At 59.0% G+C, this 23064-nt stretch carries 25 protein-coding genes and 1 riboswitch; of the genes, 12 read left to right on the top strand and 13 right to left on the bottom strand.

All coding sequences use genetic code 11. The features are described from left to right. Positions 1 to 3: 3 nt before the first annotated feature. The 4 genes from RXV86_RS10025 to RXV86_RS10010 all read right to left on the bottom strand — a co-directional run bounded on the left by RXV86_RS10025 (position 4) and on the right by RXV86_RS10010 (position 3401). Entirely contained in the window at positions 4 to 969 is a 966-nt protein-coding gene (locus tag RXV86_RS10025) for a sterol desaturase family protein (protein WP_316299359.1), read from the bottom strand. After that, entirely contained in the window at positions 966 to 1967 is a 1002-nt protein-coding gene (locus RXV86_RS10020) for a sterol desaturase family protein (protein WP_316299358.1), read from the bottom strand. The genes RXV86_RS10025 and RXV86_RS10020 overlap by 4 nt, the downstream gene beginning before the upstream one ends. Positions 1968 to 2013: 46 nt before the next feature. Further along, positions 2014 to 2769, bottom strand: a complete 756-nt coding sequence (locus RXV86_RS10015) for a class II aldolase and adducin N-terminal domain-containing protein (protein ID WP_316299357.1) — start codon at positions 2767 to 2769, stop codon at positions 2014 to 2016. A 212-nt stretch (positions 2770 to 2981) separates the two neighbouring features. Next, complete coding sequence (locus RXV86_RS10010; protein WP_316299356.1) at positions 2982 to 3401, bottom strand: VOC family protein; 420 nt, start codon at positions 3399 to 3401, stop codon at positions 2982 to 2984. 109 nt (positions 3402 to 3510) lie between these two features. Between RXV86_RS10010 and RXV86_RS10005 the strand changes: the two genes are divergently transcribed. Together RXV86_RS10005 and RXV86_RS10000 are read left to right on the top strand one after the other, a co-directional pair. Beyond that, the gene (locus RXV86_RS10005) at positions 3511 to 4986 is read left to right on the top strand and encodes an AMP nucleosidase (RefSeq protein WP_316299355.1); all 1476 of its coding nucleotides are present in this window, start codon (positions 3511 to 3513) and stop codon (positions 4984 to 4986) included. A gap of 132 nt (positions 4987 to 5118) precedes the next feature. Further along, positions 5119 to 5406: an HU family DNA-binding protein gene (locus tag RXV86_RS10000; RefSeq protein ID WP_316299354.1), complete on the top strand. Its 288-nt coding sequence runs from the start codon at positions 5119 to 5121 to the stop codon at positions 5404 to 5406. A gap of 64 nt (positions 5407 to 5470) precedes the next feature. Here RXV86_RS10000 and RXV86_RS09995 read toward each other — a convergent pair whose 3' ends face one another. Then, on the bottom strand, positions 5471 to 5833 hold the full coding sequence (locus RXV86_RS09995; protein WP_316299353.1) for a VOC family protein: 363 nt from the start codon (positions 5831 to 5833) through the stop codon (positions 5471 to 5473). Between the two features lie 75 nt (positions 5834 to 5908). Here RXV86_RS09995 and RXV86_RS09990 point away from each other — a divergent pair, with 75 nt between their 5' ends. The 3 genes from RXV86_RS09990 to RXV86_RS09980 are packed head-to-tail and all read left to right on the top strand — an operon-like array spanning position 5909 to position 7981. Further along, positions 5909 to 6784: a DMT family transporter gene (locus tag RXV86_RS09990; protein ID WP_316299352.1), complete on the top strand. Its 876-nt coding sequence runs from the start codon at positions 5909 to 5911 to the stop codon at positions 6782 to 6784. A 58-nt stretch (positions 6785 to 6842) separates the two neighbouring features. Further along, positions 6843 to 7556 carry a cytochrome c biogenesis CcdA family protein gene (locus RXV86_RS09985; protein WP_316299351.1) on the top strand — a complete coding sequence of 238 codons (714 nt, stop codon included), beginning with the start codon at positions 6843 to 6845 and terminating at the stop codon, positions 7554 to 7556. A 14-nt stretch (positions 7557 to 7570) separates the two neighbouring features. Further along, positions 7571 to 7981, top strand: coding sequence for a thioredoxin family protein (locus RXV86_RS09980; protein WP_316299350.1), 411 nt, complete (start codon positions 7571 to 7573; stop codon positions 7979 to 7981). On the opposite strand, the gene RXV86_RS09975 is transcribed toward RXV86_RS09980, so the two are convergent. From RXV86_RS09975 to aroC, 3 genes are read right to left on the bottom strand one after another with little or no spacing between them, the layout of a single operon-like run. After that, entirely contained in the window at positions 7978 to 8919 is a 942-nt protein-coding gene (locus RXV86_RS09975) for an AEC family transporter (RefSeq protein ID WP_316299349.1), read from the bottom strand. The two genes, RXV86_RS09980 and RXV86_RS09975, sit on opposite strands and share 4 nt — an antisense overlap. A 3-nt stretch (positions 8920 to 8922) precedes the next feature. After that, on the bottom strand, positions 8923 to 9579 hold the full coding sequence (locus RXV86_RS09970) for an HD domain-containing protein (RefSeq protein WP_316299348.1): 657 nt from the start codon (positions 9577 to 9579) through the stop codon (positions 8923 to 8925). Next, positions 9580 to 10686, bottom strand: a complete 1107-nt coding sequence (aroC, locus tag RXV86_RS09965; RefSeq protein WP_316299347.1) for a chorismate synthase — start codon at positions 10684 to 10686, stop codon at positions 9580 to 9582. A gap of 159 nt (positions 10687 to 10845) precedes the next feature. Further along, positions 10846 to 10943: riboswitch (TPP riboswitch) on the top strand. Between the two features lie 39 nt (positions 10944 to 10982). Between aroC and thiB the strand changes: the two genes are divergently transcribed. The 4 genes from thiB to RXV86_RS09945 all read left to right on the top strand — a co-directional run bounded on the left by thiB (position 10983) and on the right by RXV86_RS09945 (position 15012). Beyond that, complete coding sequence (thiB, locus tag RXV86_RS09960) at positions 10983 to 11981, top strand: thiamine ABC transporter substrate binding subunit (protein WP_316299346.1); 999 nt, start codon at positions 10983 to 10985, stop codon at positions 11979 to 11981. Further along, positions 11957 to 13495: a thiamine/thiamine pyrophosphate ABC transporter permease ThiP gene (locus tag RXV86_RS09955; RefSeq protein ID WP_316299345.1), complete on the top strand. Its 1539-nt coding sequence runs from the start codon at positions 11957 to 11959 to the stop codon at positions 13493 to 13495. The genes thiB and RXV86_RS09955 overlap by 25 nt, the downstream gene beginning before the upstream one ends. Continuing rightward, positions 13482 to 14201: a thiamine ABC transporter ATP-binding protein gene (thiQ, locus tag RXV86_RS09950; RefSeq protein ID WP_316299344.1), complete on the top strand. Its 720-nt coding sequence runs from the start codon at positions 13482 to 13484 to the stop codon at positions 14199 to 14201. Before RXV86_RS09955 ends, thiQ begins: the two co-directional genes overlap by 14 nt. A gap of 451 nt (positions 14202 to 14652) precedes the next feature. Beyond that, entirely contained in the window at positions 14653 to 15012 is a 360-nt protein-coding gene (locus tag RXV86_RS09945; protein WP_316299343.1) for a hypothetical protein, read from the top strand. 70 nt (positions 15013 to 15082) lie between these two features. Here RXV86_RS09945 and RXV86_RS09940 read toward each other — a convergent pair whose 3' ends face one another. Further along, the gene (locus RXV86_RS09940) at positions 15083 to 16834 is read right to left on the bottom strand and encodes a CHASE2 domain-containing protein (RefSeq protein ID WP_367575559.1); all 1752 of its coding nucleotides are present in this window, start codon (positions 16832 to 16834) and stop codon (positions 15083 to 15085) included. Positions 16835 to 16914: 80 nt separating this feature from the next. Further along, on the bottom strand, positions 16915 to 17436 hold the full coding sequence (locus tag RXV86_RS09935) for a FecR domain-containing protein (RefSeq protein ID WP_316299341.1): 522 nt from the start codon (positions 17434 to 17436) through the stop codon (positions 16915 to 16917). Between the two features lie 191 nt (positions 17437 to 17627). On the opposite strand from RXV86_RS09935, the gene RXV86_RS09930 reads away from it, so the two are divergent. From RXV86_RS09930 to RXV86_RS09920, 3 genes are all read left to right on the top strand, one after another. Further along, on the top strand, positions 17628 to 18329 hold the full coding sequence (locus tag RXV86_RS09930) for a Crp/Fnr family transcriptional regulator (protein ID WP_316299340.1): 702 nt from the start codon (positions 17628 to 17630) through the stop codon (positions 18327 to 18329). 133 nt (positions 18330 to 18462) lie between these two features. Beyond that, positions 18463 to 19332, top strand: coding sequence for a hypothetical protein (locus RXV86_RS09925; RefSeq protein ID WP_316299339.1), 870 nt, complete (start codon positions 18463 to 18465; stop codon positions 19330 to 19332). 225 nt (positions 19333 to 19557) lie between these two features. Continuing rightward, a complete protein-coding gene (locus RXV86_RS09920) occupies positions 19558 to 19935 on the top strand; it encodes a hypothetical protein (RefSeq protein ID WP_316299338.1) in 378 nt (125 codons plus the stop codon). 277 nt (positions 19936 to 20212) lie between these two features. Here RXV86_RS09920 and RXV86_RS09915 read toward each other — a convergent pair whose 3' ends face one another. Genes RXV86_RS09915 through petA form a run of 3 tightly spaced genes read right to left on the bottom strand, consistent with a single transcriptional unit; the run spans position 20213 to position 22901 of the window. After that, positions 20213 to 21001, bottom strand: coding sequence for a cytochrome c1 (locus RXV86_RS09915; RefSeq protein WP_316299337.1), 789 nt, complete (start codon positions 20999 to 21001; stop codon positions 20213 to 20215). Positions 21002 to 21014: 13 nt separating this feature from the next. Further along, positions 21015 to 22328: a cytochrome b N-terminal domain-containing protein gene (locus RXV86_RS09910; RefSeq protein WP_316299336.1), complete on the bottom strand. Its 1314-nt coding sequence runs from the start codon at positions 22326 to 22328 to the stop codon at positions 21015 to 21017. Between the two features lie 12 nt (positions 22329 to 22340). Then, positions 22341 to 22901, bottom strand: coding sequence for a ubiquinol-cytochrome c reductase iron-sulfur subunit (gene petA, locus RXV86_RS09905; protein ID WP_316299335.1), 561 nt, complete (start codon positions 22899 to 22901; stop codon positions 22341 to 22343). Positions 22902 to 23064 lie beyond the last annotated feature (163 nt).

Here is a 23064-nt window from a genome sequence, read left to right as displayed (position 1 = left end):
CGCTTACCGTTTTCGGGATTTTAAGCGTTCTTTCATCATGGCCTTGGCCCCAGCGGTTCCGTCATGAAAGGTCCCGAAAAACCGGTCCCAAGGCACATCGAGATTGCCATAATTTACTTCGAAGTACCGGTGGTGGATCTGGTGATGAAACATGCCCAGATGCATACGTTTTTTACCCAGGAACCAAAGCCCTTCGAACCCGGTGTGGGTGGTGATGGCGGTCAGGGCATAAAACATCAGATGAAAGATGACGTGCACCGGGTGGCTTGGGACAACAAAATGGATCAGGACGGTACCGAAATACATCAGGTGCTCGATCGGATGCATACTGAGGCCGGACCAGGGGCCAACATCGGTGTTGCGGTGATGCAGGGCGTGAAAGCGATAGAGCGCATTGGTGTGAAGCGCGCGGTGAATCCAGTAGAAATAGAAACTCTCCCAGACCGGGATCAGGAAAAACAAGGCAACGAACCAGATCGGCGAGGCGGCGAATGTGGACGAGGGGGCATAGCCGTTGGCAAGTGACCACCACATCAACACCTCGAACCCGGACCAGATCGGCACGCCTGAGGCCAAAGCCCAGATCATGTTGTCGGTCAGCTGGCTGTGCCCTGTGAAAATGCGTCCCTGGCGGGGAAAGGGACGGGGATCATATTTCTTGTCGGTACCTTGAACCGAGTAGCCGTGAAACCAGAGGTGCAAGCCATGGGCCACGAGAAAGGTCAGCACAAGGTTGCGCAACAGGATTACGAGAATCCACGCGCCGGGTTGCGCGGCTTGTTCAAGTGTCGGGCTGGCCCAGAACAGGGCGACCACGGACAAGCCAACGATGATCATGTTGATCGTAATCCAGAACCACGTGTCGAAATACCAGCGAAACACCGCATATGGTTTGGGCGGCCATTGCCACAGCGGCGACACAATGATTGGTGTCGTGGGTGTGTGGTTCCATTCCTGGCGGTCGCTCATCGTGTGTACATTTGTTTCTTGTGCGCTCTAGTGCGCTCGGTGGCTTCGGCGCTGCCATCATGAAAGGTGCCGAACCACTTGTCGAAGGGAATCTCGGAAGTGCCATAGTTGCACTCGAAATAGCGGTGGTGAAGTTGATGGAAGAAATCGCCAGAGCGGCTCATGTCATTTTCCTTCACGATAATTTTTTCAAAACCAGCATGGGACATGACCGGCGACAGCTGCTGGAACATCGCGTGAAACAGAAGGTGGAACGGGTGGGACGGGATGATCAGGTGAACGAAGTAAGTTGTGAAGTAGAGTAGGTTTTCGTACCAGTGGTTCGAGATGCCTGACCAAGGACCGACATTGACATTGCGGTGATGCACGGCATGAACATGTTTGTAGAGCGCCGGTTGATGTTCAAGACGATGCACCCAGTAGAAGTGCAGGCCCGACCACATCGGGATGAAGGCCAGCCAGATGATTGACCAGACCGGGTCTTGGGCGAAGCTGACCGTTGGAATCCAGCCGTTGGCCATGACCCACAAGATCAGGCATTGGTAGATGGTGGCCACGGTCATGGCGCTGCCTAGTGTCCACCAGATATTGTCCAGCACCTGGTTGTTGAAGGTGAAAATACCGTTCGAGCGGGTTAGGTCACGGCGGTCGAACTTGGTCTGCATGCCCTGACCCTTGCGCATGTAAAGCCACCAGTGGAGGCAACCGGCCAGGGTGGTTTGGGCCACCACATTCATCAGCCAGATGCGGAAGATCCAGCCGATCTGGAGTGTTTTCATGATTTCAAGCGGCGGCAGGACAATCCAATAAAGCAGGAGTGCGGCAAGGAATGGCACGGTGAGCGCCGTCATTTGCAACCATGCGCCGCGATACCAATCCCACACCGCGCGCGGTTTTGGCGGCCACGAGAAAATCGGGTTGAGCCGCACCGCATGCGGCGGGTGATAGTTCCATCGCTGGGCCTCGGGGTTTTGCGAGAGGTCGACATCGGTGGGCATGGGGCTGCGCTCCGGCGGGTGCAGGGCTGAAGCCCGGCCTACGGGATCATGTGGCGTAGTTCGAGCTTTCCTCGTCGAGGATGGCCTTGAGTTCGGCCAGGTGGCGGGTGTCCTGTTCGGGGTACTCCTCAAGCTCGCGGGCGGTCTTCTCGGCGACCTCGTCGGACAGAATGCGCAGAGGCTGACCGGTCTGCAGGGCGCGGATATAGGTCTCGGCGGCGCGCTCGAAATAGTAGAGCCGGTTGAAAGTCTCGGCCACGGTGGTGCCGGTGATCATGACACCGTGGTTGCCCATGATCATGGTCTTTTTCTTTGGGTCGCTAAGAAGGGTGGCGCAACGTTCACCTTCTTCCTCAAAGGCTAGACCGCCGAATTCTTCGTCGATGACGTAGCGATTGTAGAAGGTGGCAGTGTTCTGATCGATCGGGGGCATGTTACTGTCGGCCAGGCTGGCCAGAACCGTGGCGTGGATCGAATGCACATGCATGGCGCAGCGCACATGCGGACAGCGGCGATGGATCGAGCCGTGCAGCCCCCAGGCGGTGGGATCAGGCGCGTTGGGACCTTCGAGTGTGCCGGGGTCGTTGGCATCAAGGAACAGAAGGTCCGAAGCCCGGATACGTGAGAAATGCATCTGGTTCGGGTTCATCAGGAATTGGGTGCCATCATCATTTACCGCCAGGCTGAAATGGTTGGCGACACCTTCGTGCAGGTTCAGCCGTTCGGTCCAGCGGAAGGCGGCAGCGAGGTCAACCCGTTCGGGCCAATGATCGATATTGGTTTGTAGCTTTGCGATGGACATGGCGGGCCTCCCTTGAGTGTCGTCCAAGGGCAGCATGGACCGGATGCGACTGTCTTGCCAGTTTGCGACCTTGGCATTGGCGGAGGTGATAAAGGTGAGTACTTCTGCACGATTTGTTCAGAAAGTGGTGAGGTGACGCGACACGTGCGGCGCTGCACCGTTGGAGAAGCCGGGATTGAGTGTCTGTACCAAGAAAGAGACCGGTTGTTTGGTCAGAGCGGCCGTGAGGGTACCCAGCAATAGCCATCGGCATCGAGGATATGGGCCTCACGCAGACCATGGGGTTTGTCGGTCGGTGCGGTCAGGATGGTGGCCCCGGTGGCCTCTGCTTTTTGCACCGCCTCGTCCGGGTCGGTGTCATAGAGATGGATTTCAAGTCCGGCACCGCGGGGTGGGTTTTCCGGCAACATGTGCAAAAGCGGGTGTCTCGAATAGGTGCTGTCGGCATGGAGTTGGAACACCTCTTCGCCATAGGTGGCGATGGCGAAATCATCCGTGAGCTGGTGGATTCCGATGCCGAACACCGATTGCAGGAAACCGGCAGTGGCGCGTACGTCGCGTACCAGAACATTCAGGCCGAGTCCGCGCAGGGAGGCACCGAAGTCATTGGCGTTGACGGTTTCGTAATCCATGACATGACCCTTTCGTGGCGTATACTCGCCAAGCTTGTAAGCGGCTGGTGGTTATGTCAACATAGCTGACATAAAATGTGATAATGTCTTTTTCAGGGAGCGCGACAGGATGAGTGAGAGCGGACGATATCTGACACCCGAAACCGTGAGGTCGCAAGCGTTTGAAACGGGCCAAGCTGCGGTTGAGCATCTGATCACGCTTTATGACGAGGCGGTTGGATTCCTGAGCCGGCATTTCTTGTCGGCCATGGCGGGCGAGGTGCCGGAAAAGAAGATCAGGGCCTACTACCCGATGATCCGGATCGAAACTACGAGTTTTGCCCAGGTCGACACCCGGTTGAGTTTTGGCCATGTGTCGGATCCGGGTTGTCACGTCGCCACGATCACACGCCCGCTACTCTTTGCCAATTATCTTGCGCAGCAGATTGATCTGCTGATCGATGCGCACGGCGTGGCGGTGGAGATCGGGCTGTCCGAGACGCCAATGCCAGTGCATTTTGCGGTGGCGAACGACGTGAACATCCAGGTGCCGCAGCAAGGCGCGGCCGATTTCACCCTGCGCGACTACTTTGATGTGCCCGAGTTGAGCACCACCAATGATGACATCGTCAACGGGACCTACCAGCCGGGATCGGGGGGCGAAATGCCCTTGGCCCCTTTCACCGCACAGCGGGTTGATTACTCGTTGGCGCGTTTGAGCCATTACACCGCCACTGATCCAGAGCATTTTCAGAACCACGTGCTGTTCACCAACTACCAGTTCTATGTCGAGGAATTCGAGGAGTTCGCCCGCAACGCGCTGGATGACCCGGACAGTGATTATGTGAGCTTTGTCGGACCCGGCAATTGCGAGATCCTAGACGGGCAATGTGCCATCGACCGCCCGTCCAAGCTGCCGCAGATGCCGACCTATCATTTGAAACGTGCCGACGGTTCGGGGATATCGCTGGTCAATATCGGGGTTGGGCCGTCGAACGCAAAAACTGCCACCGATCATATCGCCGTATTGCGACCGCATGCCTGGTTGATGGTTGGGCACTGTGCGGGGTTGCGAAACTCTCAGGCCCTCGGTGACTTCGTACTGGCCCATGCCTATCTGCGCGAGGACAAGGTGCTGGATGACGACTTGCCAACTTGGGTGCCGGTGCCGCCTTTGGCCGAGATACAGATCGCGTTGGAAAATGCGGTGGCCGAGGTGACACGGTTGGAAGGGTACGAATTGAAACGGATCATGCGAACCGGCACAGTGGCAAGTTTCGACAATCGCAACTGGGAATTACGAGAGCATACAGGCCCGGTGCAGCGTCTGAGCCAGAGCCGGGCAATTGCGCTTGATATGGAAAGCGCCACCATTGCCGCCAACGGGTTCCGGTTCCGGGTGCCATACGGCACACTTTTATGTGTATCGGACAAACCGTTGCATGGCGAATTAAAGTTGCCGGGTATGGCTTCGGACTTCTACAAGACCCAGGTGGAACGCCACCTGATGATCGGGATTCGGGCAATGGAAGCGTTGCGTGAGATGCCGCTGGAACGTATTCACAGCCGGAAATTGCGCAGTTTCAACGAAACCGCTTTCCTGTGAGCCTGCAAAAACTGGCCGAAAACCCAAGTTTTTCGCTTGCAAACACCCACTATTCATTGTGTTGATGCCCCATATTCCGTTATATGACGGCAATGAGGCCCAAGAGATCGGGCAAGTGAAGGAGACCAAGAAATGGCAAAACCGATGACCAAGACCCAGCTTGTGGCCGCTCTGGCCGAAGAAATGGGCAGCGACAAAAAATCCGCTTCCGGCGCGCTGGATGCGATCATTGCGATCATCACCCGCGAAGTCTCGGGCGGCGGCGCTGTGACCCTGCCCGGCGTTGGCAAGATCTACTGCCGCGAGCGCCCCGCGCGCATGGTGCGCAACCCCGCCACCGGTGAGCAAATTCCGAAAGAAGCCGACAAGGTGGTGAAGATGACCATCGCCAAAGCGTTGAAAGACAGCGTGAACGGCTGATCAATCTACGATCAACAGTTTCGGAAAGGGCTGCCCAATTGGGCAGCCCTTTTCGTTTGGGTATTTACGGGTCAAGGAATTTCTGTACCTCGATGAAATAGCCATTGGGATCACGGCAGAAAAAGCTGTAGATGCCGAATTGTTCAAGCACCTCAGGCGGACCATCAACCGCGGCATCTTGCTGTACAAGCCGAGCATAAATCTGGTCGACGTTATCGGTCAGAAGCGTGATCATGCTGCCCCGCGGTTCGATCACGCGGTCCTTGAAGGCGCGGCAGACGCCAATCATGCCGCCTTCCACCCTGTAGATTCGCGCCGCTCCGGCATCGCGCCACAGCGGTAGGCCGAGAGTCTCGCCATAGAAGGAGCAGGTGGTTTCAAGATCATCGCAATAGACCCACGTGATCAACCCGTCATATTCTGCCATCATACCCACCCTTGCCGTTCGAGATGTTGCATAGTTAACTGCGCTGGACCGGGGCAAGGCAAGGCAAACACTCCAATGAACGCGCGCGCAATTTTCATGGGGGTGGTCTTTGCCTTCATGTGGTCCTCGGCCTTTACCTCGGCCCGGGTGATCGTCGCCCACGCCCCGCCGATGGCGTCGCTGTCCCTTCGCTTCTTGATCTCAGGCGTGATTGCCATCGCGATTGCCGCCGCTCTGGGCCAAACCCCGCGCCTGACCCGGGTGCAATGGCGCGCGACGATCATCTTTGGCATCTGCCAGAACGCGCTTTACCTGGGGTTAAATTTTGTGGCGATGCAGTGGGTCGAGGCCGGGCTGGCCTCGATCATTGCCTCGACCATGCCGTTGATGGTGGCACTTCTGGGCTGGCTTGCACTGAGGGATCGGTTGCCGCCGCTGGCGATCCTTGGCTTGATCATGGGTTTTGTCGGCGTGGCCCTGATCATGGGCGGGCGGCTGGAAGGTGGACTTGACTGGACCGGGATTGCGCTTTGTTTCGTCGGGGCATTTGCCCTGGCGATTGCCACCCTGTCGGTGCGTGGAGCCTCGTCCGGTGGCAACGTGATGATGATTGTCGGGTTGCAAATGCTGGTGGGCTCGGCCTGTTTGGCGGTTGTCGCCGGGGCAACCGAGACCATCGAGGTGACCTGGAGTTGGAAACTTTTTGTGGCCTTTGTTTATACGACACTGGTGCCGGGTATCCTGGCCACATGGGTGTGGTTCACCTTGGTCAACATGATCGGTGCGGTGAAGGCCGCGACCTTCCACTTTCTCAACCCGTTCTTCGGGGTGGCCGTGGCCTGGGTGTTTCTGGGTGAGAACATGGGTGCGTGGGACGTGATCGGGGTGTTCATCGTCGCGGCAGGCATTCTGGCGGTGCAGCTTTCGAAACAAAAGCCCACGCAGGCGTGAACCGCCGTGCGGCGAATGTTAGGTGACCCGCAAAGCGGGCTGTTCTAGCTGTTGGCTCATGGAATTGCTATTTGGATATCTGGCCGGGTTGCTGACCCTGATCAACCCCTGCGTTCTGCCGGTGTTGCCGATTGTCCTGGCCACCGCCTTGCAGGTCAGCCGTTGGGGGCCTGTGGCGTTGGCCGCCGGGATGAGCTTGTCCTTTGTGGTACTGGGCTTCTCAGTTGCGGTGTTTGGCCGAGCGCTGGGTCTGGATGAACAAATGATAAGCCAGGCTGGCGCGGTCATGATGATCGGGTTTGGCCTGGTCCTGCTCGTGCCGCGTTTCAGCATGGCGTTTTCCACCGCAACCGCCGGGGTTGCCGCTGGCGCAGATGCGCGGATGGATGCGTTGGACCGACAGAACCTTGGCGGTCAGTTCCTGGGCGGTGCCCTGCTTGGCGCGGTCTGGAGTCCCTGCGTGGGGCCGACGCTTGGTGGTGCGATCTCGCTGGCCTATCAGGGCGAAAGTTTGGCTTTGGCACTCGGGATCATGATCAGCTTTGCTATGGGCGTATCGACGATCATCTTGGCGCTGGGCTATGGTGCACGGTCTGCCCTGCAACGCAGACAGGCATTGATGCGCCGGATTGCCGAGAAGGCACGACCCGTGTTGGGCGTGGTTTTCGTCGCCGTGGGCCTGATGATTCTGTTCCGCGTTCACCACATGATCGAGGCCTGGGCGCTGGATGTACTTCCCTATTGGCTGACGGATTTTTCGGTTTCCCTGTGAAAAGGAGTGAGGAAATGAAACGACGTGACTTTATCGCCGCAGGCGCGGCACTGGCGCTGGTCCCGATGGCAGCGAAAGCGGCCCCGCTGGAGTACAAACCGGGTCTGGTGAAGAAACACCTGGCCAAGGGTGAGACTGTGTTTCTTGATTTCAAGGCCAGTTGGTGCGGCACCTGCAAGGCGCAGGAGCGGGTGATCAATGCGCTCAAGGGCGAGAACCCGGCCTATGACAAGAACATCACCTTCATCAATGTCGACTGGGACGAATATGGCCGCAGCGAGCTGGCGTTCGATCTGGAAATCCCGCGCCGCTCGACCCTTGTGGTTCTGAAGGGCGATGCGGAACTTGGGCGAATCGTGGCCGACACCAGCCGAGAGTCGATCAAGGCGCTGATGGATGCGGCGCTGGACGCGGCGACGGCTTAAAGTATCACGAACAAAAGCGCACTGAGCGTAAAGAACGCCAGTGACGTTGCAAGAATCTGGGCGATGGAGGCCATACCTTCGTGGCCCAATTCCTGCGCAAACAGCGCATAGACCGAGAACATCGGGATAGCGGCAGAGATCACCACCGCCGCCGCCAAGTCCGGCGGGAGCGGGGCAAAACCGATCATTGGGGCCATGATCAGCGCAAGAAAAACCATGACCGGATGCAGGAGCAGCTTGCCTAGAACGATTTGAACCGCGGTGGCACGGTTGCCCCGGAATGGTACGCCAACCAGTGCGCCGCCGATCACGAAGAGCGCCAGTGCCGAGGCCGAGGCCGCCAGCATGCCAAAGACCCGCAGAACGGGTGCGGGCATCTCGATCCCGCTGATCGACACAGCGAGCCCGGCGAGAAGGGCAAGCACCATCGGTCGCTTCAGCACGCCCCAGAGGATGTTGCGCAATTTGCGCAGGATATGGGCGTCCTCGGCCTTGGAGGCCTCCATCAGCGCAAGGCAGATCGGGATGATCACGAAGTTTTCGACCAGCATGTTGAGGGCCAGGATCTGCCCGGCGATGCCCGGAAAGGCCAAGAGCATCACCGGATAGCCGACAAAACCCGAGTTGGGGCAGGTGGTGCCCATGATCGCCACAGCGCGGCGGGATGGCGAGATGCCAAGCGCGGTGAAGGCCAGATATGCAATGGCGATAGTGGCAAGCGCTCCGACAAGGAAAACCGCCATATAGGTAAGATTGAACACGTCGCCAACATCGCGGGTTGCGACAGCGTTGAACAAAAGCGCGGGCAGGGCAATGTTGAGAACGTAGCCGCCAAAGACGGGCATCTGTTCGGGCTTGAAGACGCCCTGACGGACCGCGATGTACCCAAGCGCGATGATCGCATAGATCGGGAAGGTAATGGCAAGGATCGTGAGCATGGGCTACGCCCTCCAGTCGCCGGGCAATTCTGTACCCAACTCGGTTGCGAGCTGTGCAAGGAAATCGACCATGTGATCCACCCGCTCCTGTGCCATGATACGTCCTTTCTTGGTGCACATCCCACCCGAGAGAGCTTGCAGTTTCATGCGCCAATGGTCGAGCGCAAAGCGGCGATCATCAGGGGTGCGGTTTTTTGCAAAGGGGTCGTCGGGATCATAGAAGGGTCGGCCCATCTCGTTTGAGGTGGCAAACCAGCGTGCGATGCCAATCGCGCCAAGCGCATCAAGCCGATCGGCGTCGCGCAGGATGCGGGCCTCGTTTGTTTCGGGCATGATCCCGGCCGAGAAACTGTGAGCTTCGATGGCGTGGCAAGTTGCAGCGACTTGGCCCTTCGTCAGGCTGAGGGTGGGCAAGAGTTTCGCCGCGCGTTTTGCCGACAGAGTCGAGGCTTGGGCGCGATTGGGCGAGGCCTTGGGCAGGTTGATCAGATCGTGTAGGTAGGCCGCCGCCAACAGGGCGGTCATGTCCAAGTTGGCCATGTCTGACGCAATCGTGCGGGCGTTTTCCCAGACCCGGTCAAGATGGGCGAGGTCATGCGCCGGGTCGCTGTTCATCTCCGCCAAGGCCACTTGACGCAGGCGTTGGCGCAGGGCCTCCATTCAGCCGATCTTGCCCTGGTTTTCGCCGACCTGCCCGCGATGCAAAAGCATGTGATCAAGGATCACGCAGGCCATCATCGCCTCGCCCACGGGCACGGCGCGGATGCCGACGCAGGGGTCGTGGCGGCCCTTGGTGACGACCTCGGTTGCAGTGCCGTCCAGGCGGATGGACTGGCGCGGGGTCAGGATGGAGGAGGTGGGTTTGACGGCAAAGCGCACCACCAGGTCCTGACCGGTGGAAATGCCGCCAAGGATGCCGCCAGCGTGGTTCGAGGAATAGACCGGCTGACCGTCATTGCCCATGAAGATCTCGTCGGCGTTCTCGGTGCCCTTAAGGGCGGCGGCGGCCATGCCTTCGCCGATTTCGACGCCTTTGACGGCGTTGATCGACATCATCGCGGCTGCCAGGTCGGTGTCGAGTTTGCCATAGACCGGGGCGCCGATCCCTGCGGGGACGCCACGTGCCACCACCTCGACCGCGCCACCGACGCTGTTCTGGGCTTTGCGGATGGCCGAGAGATACTCGTCCCACTTGGCGACCATCTCTGCGCCTTGCGGGATCCAGAACGGGTTGTTGTCGATCGCGTCCCAATCAAAGGCGTCGCGGTCGATTTCGACCTCGCCCATCTGGGTCATGTAACCCTTGATCTCGCAGCCCGGCACGAGCGTCTTGATTGCCTCGCGCGCCACGCCGCCGGCGGCAACGCGGGCGGCGGTTTCGCGGGCCGAGCTACGCCCACCGCCGCGATAATCCCGGATGCCATATTTGGTGTGATAGGTGATGTCAGCATGGCCCGGGCGGAAGGTTTGGGCTATTTCGCCATAGTCCTTTGAACGCTGGTCGGTGTTCTCGATCATCAGCTGGATCGGGGTGCCGGTGGTCACGCCTTCGAACACGCCCGAGAGGATTTTGACCTGATCGGGTTCCTGTCGCTGGGTTGTATGCTTGGTCTGACCGGGGCGGCGTTTGTCTAGCCAATGCTGGAGCATTTCGGGTTCAAGAGGCACACCGGGGGGGCAGCCATCGACCGTTGCGCCGAGGGCGGGGCCATGGCTTTCACCCCAGGTGGTGACGCGGAAGAGGTGACCGAATGTGTTCAGGCTCATGTGCATAGGCTCCTTTGGGAGGTGGCATACCGTGAGCCAAGGGCGGTGCCAAGGGTTTCAGAGGACGGGAACGGGGGCCAGCCCCCGCTCCCCCGGGATATTTGGGGTCAGATGAAGGGATCATGGTGGCTTGCCAATTGGCGCGTTGCACACTAGGACGGACCTACCTCGGGGTGCCTGTTGGCTGAGATGCGTGATGCGAACCCGTTGAACCTGAACCGGTTAAGACCGGCGGAGGGAAGGTCTGGGGTCTCTCCCAACACTTGCTCCGCCCGTCGCAATGTATGGAGAGATGAATGAAACATCTTTTGTTTGCTGCGGGAGTTCTTTGTGCCACTGAAGCGGTGGCCGAGACACCCGTTCTGACTGTGTATACCTATGACAGTTTTGTTTCTGACTGGGGGCCGGGCCCCTCAGTCGAGAAAGCGTTTGAAGAGGTCTGCAGCTGTGATCTGCAGTTCGTCGGTGCCGGAGATGGCGCGGCGCTTTTGGCGCGTCTGAAGCTGGAAGGGGCGCGGACCAAGGCCGACGTGGTGCTGGGGTTGGATACCAGCCTGACGGCGCAGGCTGCCGAAACAGGGCTGTTTGCCGAGCACGGGCAAAGCCCTGTGGTGGATGTGCCCAATCCGTTCGGTGAGCCGGGAACGTGGAGCGATCAGCATTTTCTGCCCTATGACTGGGGGTTCCTTGCCTTCGTGCATGACAAGACGAAGCTGGCAGAGCCGCCGAAATCCTTCGAGGAGCTGGCCGCGTCCGAAACCAAGATCGTGATCCAGGACCCGCGGTCGTCGACGCCGGGGCTGGGGCTGATGCTGTGGGTCAAGGCGCTTTATGGCGACAAGGCCGGAGACATGTGGGGCGCGCTCGCGGACAATATCGTCACCGTGACACCGGGTTGGTCCGAGGCTTATGGCCTGTTCCTTGAGGGTGAGGCGGACATGGTGCTGAGCTATACCACTTCGCCGGACTATCACCGGATCGCCGAGGAGGATGACAGCAAAGCGGCGGCGCTGTTTGACCGGCACTACATGCAGATCGAGGTGGCTGGGAAACTGGCCGGGACAGATCAGCCGGAACTGGCGGACCGGTTCTTGCAGTTCATGTTGTCGGACGCCTTCCAGGGCATCATCCCGACAACCAACTGGATGTATCCGGCGGTGACACCTTCGACGGGCATGCCCGAGGGATTTGCATCTCCGCTGGGTCAGGAGCAGGCGGTTTTGCTGCCGCCCGAAGATGTACCGGGCATGCGTGATCAGGCACTGGCGGAATGGCGCGCGGCGCTTTCGCAATAACCAAGGGCCGATTTTTCGGCTGGGTCGCGGCGTTTGTCGTCGCGACCTTGTTGCTTGGGCCGGTTGTGGCGGTTTTCGTTCATGCGGACAGTATCAACGACGAGTTAACGGGAGAATGGGCCACCGTACGGTTCACCCTAGTCCAAGCGATTCTGTCGGCATTTCTGAGTGTGGCGCTGGCGATTCCCGTGGCCCGCGCACTGGCGCGGCGGCGGTTTGTCGGGCGCGGCGTGCTGATCACGCTTTTGGGCGCGCCCTTCATCCTGCCGGTGATCGTGGCAGTGCTGGGCCTCTTGGCCGTGTTCGGGCGGGGTGGGGTTTTGAACAGCGCGCTAGGTTGGGCCGGGGTCGAGCCGATTTCAATCTATGGGCTTCAGGGCGTGGTGCTGGCGCATGTATTTTTCAACCTGCCGCTGGCAACTCGGATCATCCTGCAAGGGTGGCAGGGGATACCGGGCGAGCGGTTTCGGCTAGCAGCGAGCCTGGACATGGCGCCGAGGGATGTATTTCGCACGCTGGAATGGCCGATGCTGTGGTCGGTGTTGCCTGGGGCGGCGATGGTCATTTTTGCCCTATGCCTGAGCAGTTTCGCGGTGGCGCTGACCCTTGGGGGCGGACCCCGGGCAACGACTATCGAGCTGGCGATCTATCAGGCGTTCCGGTTCGATTTTGATCTCGGTCGGGCAGCAATGCTGGCGCTGTTGCAACTGGTGCTGGCAGGCGGCGCGGCGGCGCTGGCGCTGTGGGTGGCAGTGCCGATGGGGTTTGGCGCCGGGCTGGACCGGGTGGTGCGGCGCTGGGAAAGCGATGGGGCGACGGTGCGGGTTTTGGATGGGGGGGTGATTGTGCTGGCGGCGCTGTTCTTGATCCTGCCGTTGACGATGGTAGTTCTGAGCGGCTTGGCCGGGTTGGCCAAGATGCCGGCAGCGGTGTATTCGGCGGCGGGCGTGTCGGTTCTGATCGCGCTGATGTCGACCTGCGTGACGATGGTGCTGGCGCTGGGATTGGCCCAACGGGCCGAGATTTGGGGCTATCTGGGATTGGCGATTTCGCCGATGGTGGTAGGGACGGGATTGTTCTTGCTGATCAACCCGGTGGCCGACCCGATGGCCCTGGCTCTGCCGGTGATTGTGATGGTCAACGCGCTGATGGCGCTTCCCTTTTCGGTGCGGGTGTTGGGACCAGAACTGCGCGCGATCGAGACGGACTTCGGGCGGCTTGCGGATGCCTTGGGTATGGCGGGATGGGCGCGGATGCGCTGGCTCTATCTGCCGCGGTTGCGCCGTCCGATGGGGTTTTCGGCTGGGCTGGCGGCAGCACTGTCGATGGGGGACTTGGGCGTTGTGACCCTGTTTGCTGCGACGGATTGGGCGACCTTGCCGTTGCAAATGTACCGGTTGATGGGGGCCTATCGGATGGAGGCGGCTGCCGGGGCGGGGTTGTTGTTGCTGGCGCTGAGCCTTTTGTTGTTCTGGTTTTTCGACCGGGGAGGGCGCGTCGATGTTGATGCTTGAAGCTGTGGTGATACGGCAAGACGGGTTTGAAATGCAGGCCGATTTCGGCGTGGAGGCCGGCGCGCGGGTCGCGGTGATCGGGCCGTCGGGGGCGGGAAAATCCACGCTGTTGAATGCCATTGCCGGGTTTCTGGACTTGGCAGAGGGCCGGGTGTTGTGGGACGGGGATGAGATTTGCGGCAAGCGGCCAGGAGAGCGACCGATTGCAATGCTGTTTCAGGATAATAACCTGTTTCCACACCTGAGCGTGGAGCAGAATGCGGGCCTTGGGATTGATCCGGGCATGCAATTGAATGTGGCGCAAAAAGAGCAGGTATTACAGGCCATTGCGCGGGTGGGGCTGGAAGGGTTGGAGGCCCGCAAACCGGGGCAGTTGTCGGGCGGGCAGCAGAGCCGGGCGGCGTTGGCCAGGGTGCTGGTTCAGCGGAAGCCGCTGATGCTGCTGGATGAACCCTTCGCGGCGCTGGGGCCTGCATTGAAGGATGAAATGCTGGATCTGGTGGGGGAATTGGCCAGCGAAAGCGGAGCGACGGTGTTGATGGTGAGCCACGATCCCCGAGACGCGGAACGCTTTGCAGATCAAGCGGTTATGGTGGCCGAAGGGCGGGCAGAGGCACCCGTGCCAGTGGCCGAATTGCTGGCAGATCCGCCCGAGACCCTACGGGCCTATCTGGGGGCTAGCAGATCCACCGTCCCGGGTGGTTAATGCAACCGTTTGTTAAGAAACGCTGGGTGCTGGCATCCGTCTGCTTTCTGTCGGGTATCCGTCTGGCGTTCGGTGGGTCAGCGAACTGTCAAGAAAGTGGTTAACAGAGCGTGCGGTGGGGGTGCTCTGTGTCGATTTGTTGCCCAAGTGGATCTTGGATACGACAGTGCCGAAAGACGGTTGTGCGCGACAAAAAGGGGTAGTTGCTTCAAGCGCGCCAAAGGCAGCAATGTGACTGCCTGACATGCTCTGGATGCGTGTGGTGTGACGGGCGTCACAGGCGCCAGTAGCGAACCTCACATAGCTTGGCTCTATCGAACACGGCATTGGGAATGACAAACCTGCCAACGCTCGGGATGAATGCATACACCCAGTGATCATCTTCTCGAGAAATGGACCCGAGTTACCCGTGTTGAAAAGCGAAACTAGAAACACGTCTGAAGGAAAAATCATGCAGTCCAATTCTATCCGCACATTGCTTGCCGCCACCGTTGCCATCACCGCTACGTTTTCGGCCGTTCCTGCCATCAGTGGTTCGGAAACTGTTCGCGACCATCGCACAAAGGTGACCGTTCGCGATCATCGTGCAAAAAGAACAACCGAAACTGTCGTCGTCGGGCAGGGCGAAAAGCCCTGCGAATACGGTGAAAACACCCTTGTTAAGATGGGGTACCGGTTGATCCGGGCCTATGATTGCAGTGGCGCGGTTTTTCACTACACAGCGGTGAATGACACGGTTGTCGTTCGCGCCGCGATGAGCTCGCACACCGGCCAGATCCGGGTCGAGACTATTGGCATTCTGACCCACTAAAGCGTTCGCATGCCGTTCGAGACGAAAGCCGCGCCAAAAAAGGTGCGGCTTTTGTTTCTCCGATTCTCAGTCATGGTTCGCCAAGGTGCCACAAGGCAACGTCCAGCGATTCCCGGCGGCCGCGGATATTAACCCGAATACGCTCGTCTGGCTCGGCAAGCCCCAGTCCTACGAATGTCAGATCAGAAAACACCCGGGATGAGACTGCGATATTGGCGTGATGGGTTTTGCCGACTTCCATCAACCTGCTGGCGACATTTACACAGTCCCCAGTGGCGGCAATCTGCTGTTGTTGATGATGTCCCAAACGTGACAACACGACCGGGCCGCTGTTTACCCCGATACGAACACCTTGGATGATCCCCTGCAATGTTGACTGCCTAATCCAGTGTTGTATCTCGCTCGACAATGCAAAGGCAGCGGTTAATGCATTGCGATTGTCGTTTTCGCCGGGATCGGGCAGGCCAAATGCAATCATCGCGCCATCGCCCATGAAATCAAACACCACGCCCTCGTGTTTTGTGGCGACGTCAACAATTCGTGTATGGAATTCCTTCAGAAAATCACGTGTTTGCGCCGGTCCGAAACGCTCTGCGGCGCCGGTGAACCCGGCAAGATCCACAAAAAGAATGGCCGCGTTCTGCTCCTGCGGCTGCGCTAGGAAGGACGGATCACGGGCGATCCTTTGCGCCAAAGCAGGGGATTGGAACCTGCTTAACTCCTGACGTGCCCGATCAAGCGATTTTGTCTGCCTTCTGTCAACGATCTGGCGGATCAAAACGAACGCGACCACGACTGGCACGCTTCCGGCAAGCGGTAGTACAATGCTCAGCCAGATACCTTGTCCAAATGCTGCCCAGACAACCGATAGCCATGCGATCAAACCGCCGGCGAAAACTGCAGCTCCTACGGTCAGGGGCAAAACGAAAACGGCCACGCTTCCCAGCATTGCCAGAACAACACCTGCGGCGAAATCAACCTTTCGTGCGGCCACATCACGTCGCAAAAGCGTACCATCCAGCAAATTCGCAATCGCCGTGGCCTGGATCTCGACACCTGGGAGTATTGGGTCAAAGGGGCTCGCAAAACGATCACCAACCCCGGTTCCCGTCGTTCCCAACACGACCATTTTATCTGTCAGCACACCGCGCGGCACCGTACCGTTCAAAATCGCCTGAGCGCTGATCGTCGTGACCGTGCCCCGATCACCCAGATAGCGAAGCGGCATATGCCACCCCAGGTCGAGGGCGAGCACCCGATCCCCAAGGCGCACACCCTCAGGCACCAAGGTGGGATACGTGTTTTGGAAAACCCCGGCCGCCTGCAACGCAAACGATGGCTGCGGTCCCTGATCCGTGCCAAACAAAAGCGGCACGTGCCGCGGTGTGCCGCCATTATCGCTGGAGATGTTGACGAGGCCGGTGCGTGTACCGTGAGCAAATCCGGGCAATGGTCCCAAAACCTCAGAGGCGACAGGAATGGGCATGCCCGGGTGGGTTTCAGTTGTGAACACACCTGCGCTGGCCAGCACATTTGGAAGCCGGGACAACGCCGAAGCAAAATGAGCGTCAGATGACGGCGAGGTCGCATCAAGAAACAACAGGTCTATGGCCAGCCCTGCGGCCCCGGCATCTGCGATATGCGTTACGATTTCGCCCAGGCTGGCACGATCGATCGGATATCCTCCGGCTGCTGCAATTGTTGCGTCGTCAATCGCGACGATCACCACCGATCCGGGTGGCGCAAGTTCGCCGAAAAAGCGGGCTCGAATGTCCAGCGTCGCGGCTTCAACTGGATCAAGAAGGGACGCCTTGCCATTCAAATGCCGAAAACCCAGCCAGCCGGACCAGAGTACGGCAGCAGACACAGCCACAAGCAATAGCCATCGCCAAGACGCTGTCTTCATCGGGCAAAACGTGCCAACAGCGCCGATATCTTTTCCTCAGGCCAGGTTTTGACCTGTACCGGTTTGTCATAGGCGATCACAACTCCCTGGCCCGCGGACAAAACCACGGTTTCCCGTGTTGTGAGAGAGGTGACGGCAACCTGACCCCGCAGAACAAGAACGGAGGATTGGTTGCTGGTCGCATCCACCGCAAAAAGTGTGCCGCGCACAGAGGCAATCGCATGCGGGGTTTTGACTTGGAATGCGCCGTTGCCTTTGGGTGTTTCGACAAGAACGGCACGGTTCTTTATCGAAACGGTTTCCGGCGGCCTGCCCCCTGTCAGCGCCCGCAGATCTGCCCGTGTTTCTGCTTCGACAACCAACCCATTTGGGCAGCGCAGAACGACACGAACCGGGTTCTTCAGTTCGGATGTCGTACAAACACCATCCTGATCGGCCAGCGCAGGTAACGGCGTCATCCCCATGATCAAACCGACCAGCAGGGCCTGCTTGAAATCTCGCCGTCTCGCGGTTTTCACGCCCGATGTCATTGTTTGAAATCCTAAAGGCCCCTTGCCTTGCACAGGGCGTTGCCCCGCACGTCCAGTGTAAAACACTAGACCCGCCACCGTCGTTTTGTAAACAATGGCGGCACGTGCCATCTGGCCACTCAGGCGACCATCGCTCAATCCAAGTCGCCTTTTTACAGTAACCTCTGAAGGAAGCATGCATGAACAATGCTGATACGATTCAGAAGCAAGACCTGCTCTCCAAGAGCTTTGTCTTCGGCATTCTTGATCATGAAATCCAGCTTGAACTCGCGGAAAAGGCACGGCTTGTACGCTATTCGGCGGGCGACACGATCTTTGATCAGGGGTCGACCGGGCAAAGCATGATGGCGATTGCGAAGGGCTCGGTTCGTGTTAGCGCGCTGGCTCCAACCGCGCGCAATGTGGTGCTTGCCGATTTGCAGGCGGGCGATGTGTTTGGCGAAATCGCCTTGCTCGATGGTGGTGAGAGGTCAGCAGACGTGCGTGCCTCGACGAATTGCGAACTCGTGGTTTTGGAACGCCGTCACGTGTTGCCATACCTGAAGGGCCAGCCAGATCTTGCCGTCAAGATGATCACCCTTCTCTGCCAGCGTCTGCGAAAATCAGACGACCGAATGATGGAGTTTGCCTTCCTGCAATTGCCCGAACGCATTGCACGAACGTTGTTGCGGATCTCGGGCGGGCTCGATGGCGACCCGGTCAACGCGAAGGACAGGCTGTCGCTTTCGCAATCGGAAATTGCCGACATGATCGGCGGCACTCGAGAAAACGTGAATCGTTGCCTGCGTCGCTGGCAGAAGGCGGGGATCATTGACCTCAGGGACGGCTGGCTGATCATCTTGGACCGAAACAAGTTGGCGGACTTTGCTGGCGATACCTAACGGCCTGTCAAATCCAAGAAAGTTGAATTGGTAGTTTTGGTGTGACGCGCATCACAAGGACGCGCGCTGTCCACTGGGTAGGTCTGGGCATCGGCGAACAAAGGGTTCGCTCCAACCTAGAAGGATCACCACAATGTTTCGCAAATCTGATTTCACAACCGCTCTCGCCGCCATACTGATCACCTCAACCTATTCGCCGGTGGCCGCAGGAACCACGCTCAAATCGGTGCAAACACTTAAATTGCAAAAGGCGTCCATCGCACCCAAAACCGCCCGGGTTCCCGGCCTTTCGTTTTCCATTGCCCGGGACATGAAATCCAAGCTCACCACGATGCAGTGGACAATGAAAGCCAGCAAGAACGGTCGCCCGATCCTCAGTGGCAACCAGTATCGGTTGTACAACTCGGTTGCCCAGGCCGGTCTGACCCGAAAGGTCCGCAGCCTGGCGGCGAACCTGGGTTGGCTGTCGTCCAAATCAAATGCCTTCAACGTGCGTATCCGCCGCCTAAACGGTAACGGTCAGGTCCGCTACGGCGACGTGGTTGCGCTCGAGGTCAAATCCTACGGCTGGCTCAAATACAAAAAGCAAAGTCACGGCATCAATCTGAGCGATGACAACAACAAACCGCACTACATCTGGAAGGTTACAGGCGGCCAAAAAGGTACCAAGCTGGTCGCCGGCATGCCGTTTGCCCTTCACAACACCAGGATGGGCACGGAAATGACCTATTGCGAACGGACCTGGGGGATCGACCTGGGATGGCACGGAAAAAGCAAGTGCGGCTCCGGGTTCAGCAAACTGTCCGGCAAGGTGTTCGGCAAGAACGGGTTGTTTGCCAGCGATGGGCTGACCGGTAAGGGCGCGCGGCTGCTGAAAGACCACATCTGTGAAACTGCCGTGTCCGCCATCGGTGGTGGCATCGGAGGCGCGACCGGCGGAAGCACTGGTGTGGTGCTGGCTGCTGCAATCCCACTGGCCATTCAGGAATGCAAAAAGCTCTGAACGCACTAATTGATTTTCAATCCGCCGGGTGTTCTGCCCGGCGGCACGTGTTTTTGGGTGTTTTCTTGCGACCATGGCCGGGCTCTCGCGGCAAAATGCGAGGGTTCGTGTGGGGGCTGTCATTGGGTGTGACGCGCGACACAAACGCAATTCAGCGGACCTGTCATGGTGATCCCAAGGCTGGCGGGACCAAACCCCAGCCACCACATAAACCGGAGAAAAACCATGTCGAATAAATCGCTTATCCAATTCACAACCATTGTCACGCTTGCGCTGACAACAACGATGTCCGCCCCTGCCTGGGCTGAAAAGAAGGTTTCCAACAGCACCGCTGCCGACCTGCAAACTCAGTGCCTCTTGGCCAAGGACGGCCGCACAAAAGGAAGCAATAATCGCTTTACCATATGTTGCTCTTTTTCTCTGGGGTACTGCATCGAGTGCACGATGGACAAAGACGAGCCCTGTGAAAAACACGAAATTCGAGAAGGACGCAGCCGGATGTTCCGTGACAAGGCCCCCAATTCGGGCAACATCGTTGCACCAAACAATAACCGTCCAACTGTAAAGGCAAGACTGTCGCGCATGATGGCCGTCATGCATTGATTTACATCGTCTATCGCAATCTTTGCCGCCTGCATCAAAACTGCGGCTGCTCTATCCGCGTACATGCCAAGCCGAGTGGCCGGAAACCACACTACACGGGTCATTTGTGCGCTGCGCAGCATTAGGTGCTGTGGGCGTTCTCCTGTCATTCGCTGACGTCGTATCCAAAGGCCGGGTTGAGCCGATTTTCGGCGCAGCACCGACCTTTGCGATCCAAAGAAAAACCCCGCCGGTTGGGCGGGGGTTTTCAATTTGTCAAACCTGAGGGTCAGAAGTGTCAGTGCTTGCCTTTGTGGGGGGCCCAGATCTTCTTGTTGGTCAGGTAGAGCAGGGTGGTCAGGATCAAGAGCAGGATCACGCCGGTGAACCCGGCCTGCTTGCGGGCCATCATCTTGGGCTCGGCCGCCCACATCAGGAACGCGGCCACGTCTTCGGCCTCGTGATGCAGGTCGTTGCTGTGACCATCTGCGAATTCCACGTCTTCACCGTAGAGCGGCGGTGCCATGGCGATCCAGCCACCGGGGAAGGCGGTGTTTTCGTAGAAGGTCGTCCCGGCCTCTTCCTTTTCCTCACCGGTATAGCCGGCCAGGATCGCGACGATGTATTCCGGACCGCCCATGCCCTTGAAGAGCTGGTTGATGCCGGTGCCGGCGGGGCCGTGGAAGCCCGCACGGGCCTTGGCCATCAGGCTGAGGTCAGGGGCGTTCGGATCGCCCGACATCGGGAAGAAGTCGGTCGGCTTGGCTTCGCGGTCGTCTTCCAGTTCCTCGTCGTAGACGGTGAAGTTCTGCGCCGCGTAGGCGCGAACTTCCTTGTCCGAGAAATGCGGACCACCTTCGTCGCCCAGCGTGCGCAGCGGCACGTAGCGCAGACCGTGGCAGGCCGAGCAGACCTCGGTATAGACCTGAAGGCCGCGTTGCAGCTGGTTCTGGTCGAATGTGCCGAACGGACCGTCGAACGAGAACTTGATGTTCTCGATGTGGCCGCTGGAGCCACCGGCGGCCATGGCGCCCCCTGCCGAAAGCGACAGGGCGGCGATTGCAGCGATGCTAAGTTTCTTGAGCATTGTTCCTGTCTCCTTACTCGGCCGGTTTGCCGTAGTGGGCTTCGAAGTCTTCTTCGATGGTTGCCGGGGCTGCGGTGGGTTTCTCCATCACGCCCAGGAGCGGCAGGATCACCAGGAAGTAGGCGAACCAGTAGGTCGAGCCGATCAGCGAGTAGGTCGCATAAGGCTCTTCCGCGGGCATTGCGCCCAGCCACATCAGGAAGATGAAGTCCAGAACCAGCAGGTAGAACCACCACTTGAACGCGGGACGGAAACGACCCGAGCGCACGCGGCTGGTGTCAAGCCAGGGCACCAGTGCCATGACGATGATCGCACCGAACATGGCCAGCACGCCGAAGAACTTGGCGTCGATGATGCCACCGGTCAGGGCGCCAGCCCATTGCACGACCCAGACTTCCGAGGTGAAGGCACGCAGGATCGCGTAGAACGGCAGGAAGTACCATTCGGGCACGATATGTGCAGGCGTCACCAGCGGGTTGGCTTCGATATAGTTGTCGGGGTGGCCGAGATAGTTCGGCATGAAGCCGACAATCGCGAAGAACACCGCCAGGATCAGCGCCAGGGCAAACAGGTCCTTGATCACGAAGTAGGGCCAGAACGGCAGCGTGTCTTTCTTGACCTCTTCCTTCGAGCCGGTCCGCACGTCAACACCGGCGGGGTTGTTGTTGCCGGTGGTGTGGAAGGCCCAGATGTGCACCACAACCAGCGCTGCGATCACGAAGGGCAGCAGGTAGTGCAGCGAGAAGAAGCGGTTCAGCGTGGCATTGTCCACGGCCGGCCCGCCCAGAAGCCAGGTTTGCAGCGGCTCGCCGATGAAGGGTATGGCGCCGAAGAGACCGGTGATAACGGTGGCCCCCCAGAACGACATCTGACCCCAGGGCAGCACGTAACCCATGAAGCCGGTGCCCATCATCATCAGGAAAATCAGCATGCCGACGATCCATGTGATTTCGCGGGGCGCCTTGTAGGAGCCGTAGAACAGGCCACGGAAGATGTGGATGTAGACCGCAAGGAAGAACAGCGATCCGCCGTTCATGTGCAGATAACGGATCATGTGCCCGCCTCGCACGTCGCGCATGATATGCTCGACGCTGGCAAAGGCGTAATCGACATGCGGAGTGTAGTGCATCGCCAGGATGATGCCGGTGACAATCATGTGCACCAGGCAGTAGGCGAGAACGATACCCCAGATCCACCACCAGTTCAGGTTCTTCGGGGTGGGGATCATGATGGTGTCATAGACCAGGCCGACAACGTTCAGACGCTTGTGCAGCCACTTTTCGGCACCCGATTTGGGCTCGTAGTGATCGTGTGGAATTCCGGACATGTGCGCGTCTCCTTAACCAAGCACCAGCTCGTCGCCCTCGAAGGCGGCGACTGGAACCCAGAGGTTTTCGGGGGCCGGACCTTTGCGGATACGGCCGGATGTGTCGTAGTGCGAACCGTGGCAGGGGCAGAACCAGCCGCCAAAGTCACCGGCACCGTCGCCGATCGGAACACAGCCCAGGTGGGTGCAGACACCGATCATCACCAGCCATTCGCCGGCTTCGTCCAGCGCGCGGTTCTCATCGCTTGCGTCCAGCGTCATGTCGTTGCGGTTCTGGGCCATCTTGTCGATTTCCAGGTCGTCCAGCGACACGGCGCGAGCGGCTTCGATCTCTTCCGCCGTGCGGCGGCGGATGAAGACGGGTTTGCCGAGCCATTTCACCGTCAGCTGGGTGCCGACCTCGACGCCCGAGATATCGACCCGGATTGAGGACAGCGCCGAAACGTCGGCGGAGGGGTTCATTTGATCGACCAGCGGCCAAACTGCGGCACCTGCTGTAACGGCACCGGCTCCTGCGGTGGCGTAGTAGAGGAAGTCTCTGCGGGTGCCTTCGTGATCTTCAGCGTGCGACACGAGGTATTCTCCGTTTTTTCCAGGCCGAAAACCGGCCTACGCGTAACGGGCCGCAGAATCCCGCAGCCCTTCGTGCGCGTTCTTTAGCGGCGGATTGCCCTTGCGTCCAGAACGGAATGGTAAATGCGCGTTTTGGGCGCAGGATTTAGGGTTTGCGGCTTGA

The organism is Aliisedimentitalea sp. MJ-SS2 (genome assembly GCF_032586155.1).
Classification (GTDB): Bacteria; Pseudomonadota; Alphaproteobacteria; order Rhodobacterales; family Rhodobacteraceae; genus JAWHTC01.
This window is presented reverse-complemented; position numbering and strand designations above follow the sequence as displayed.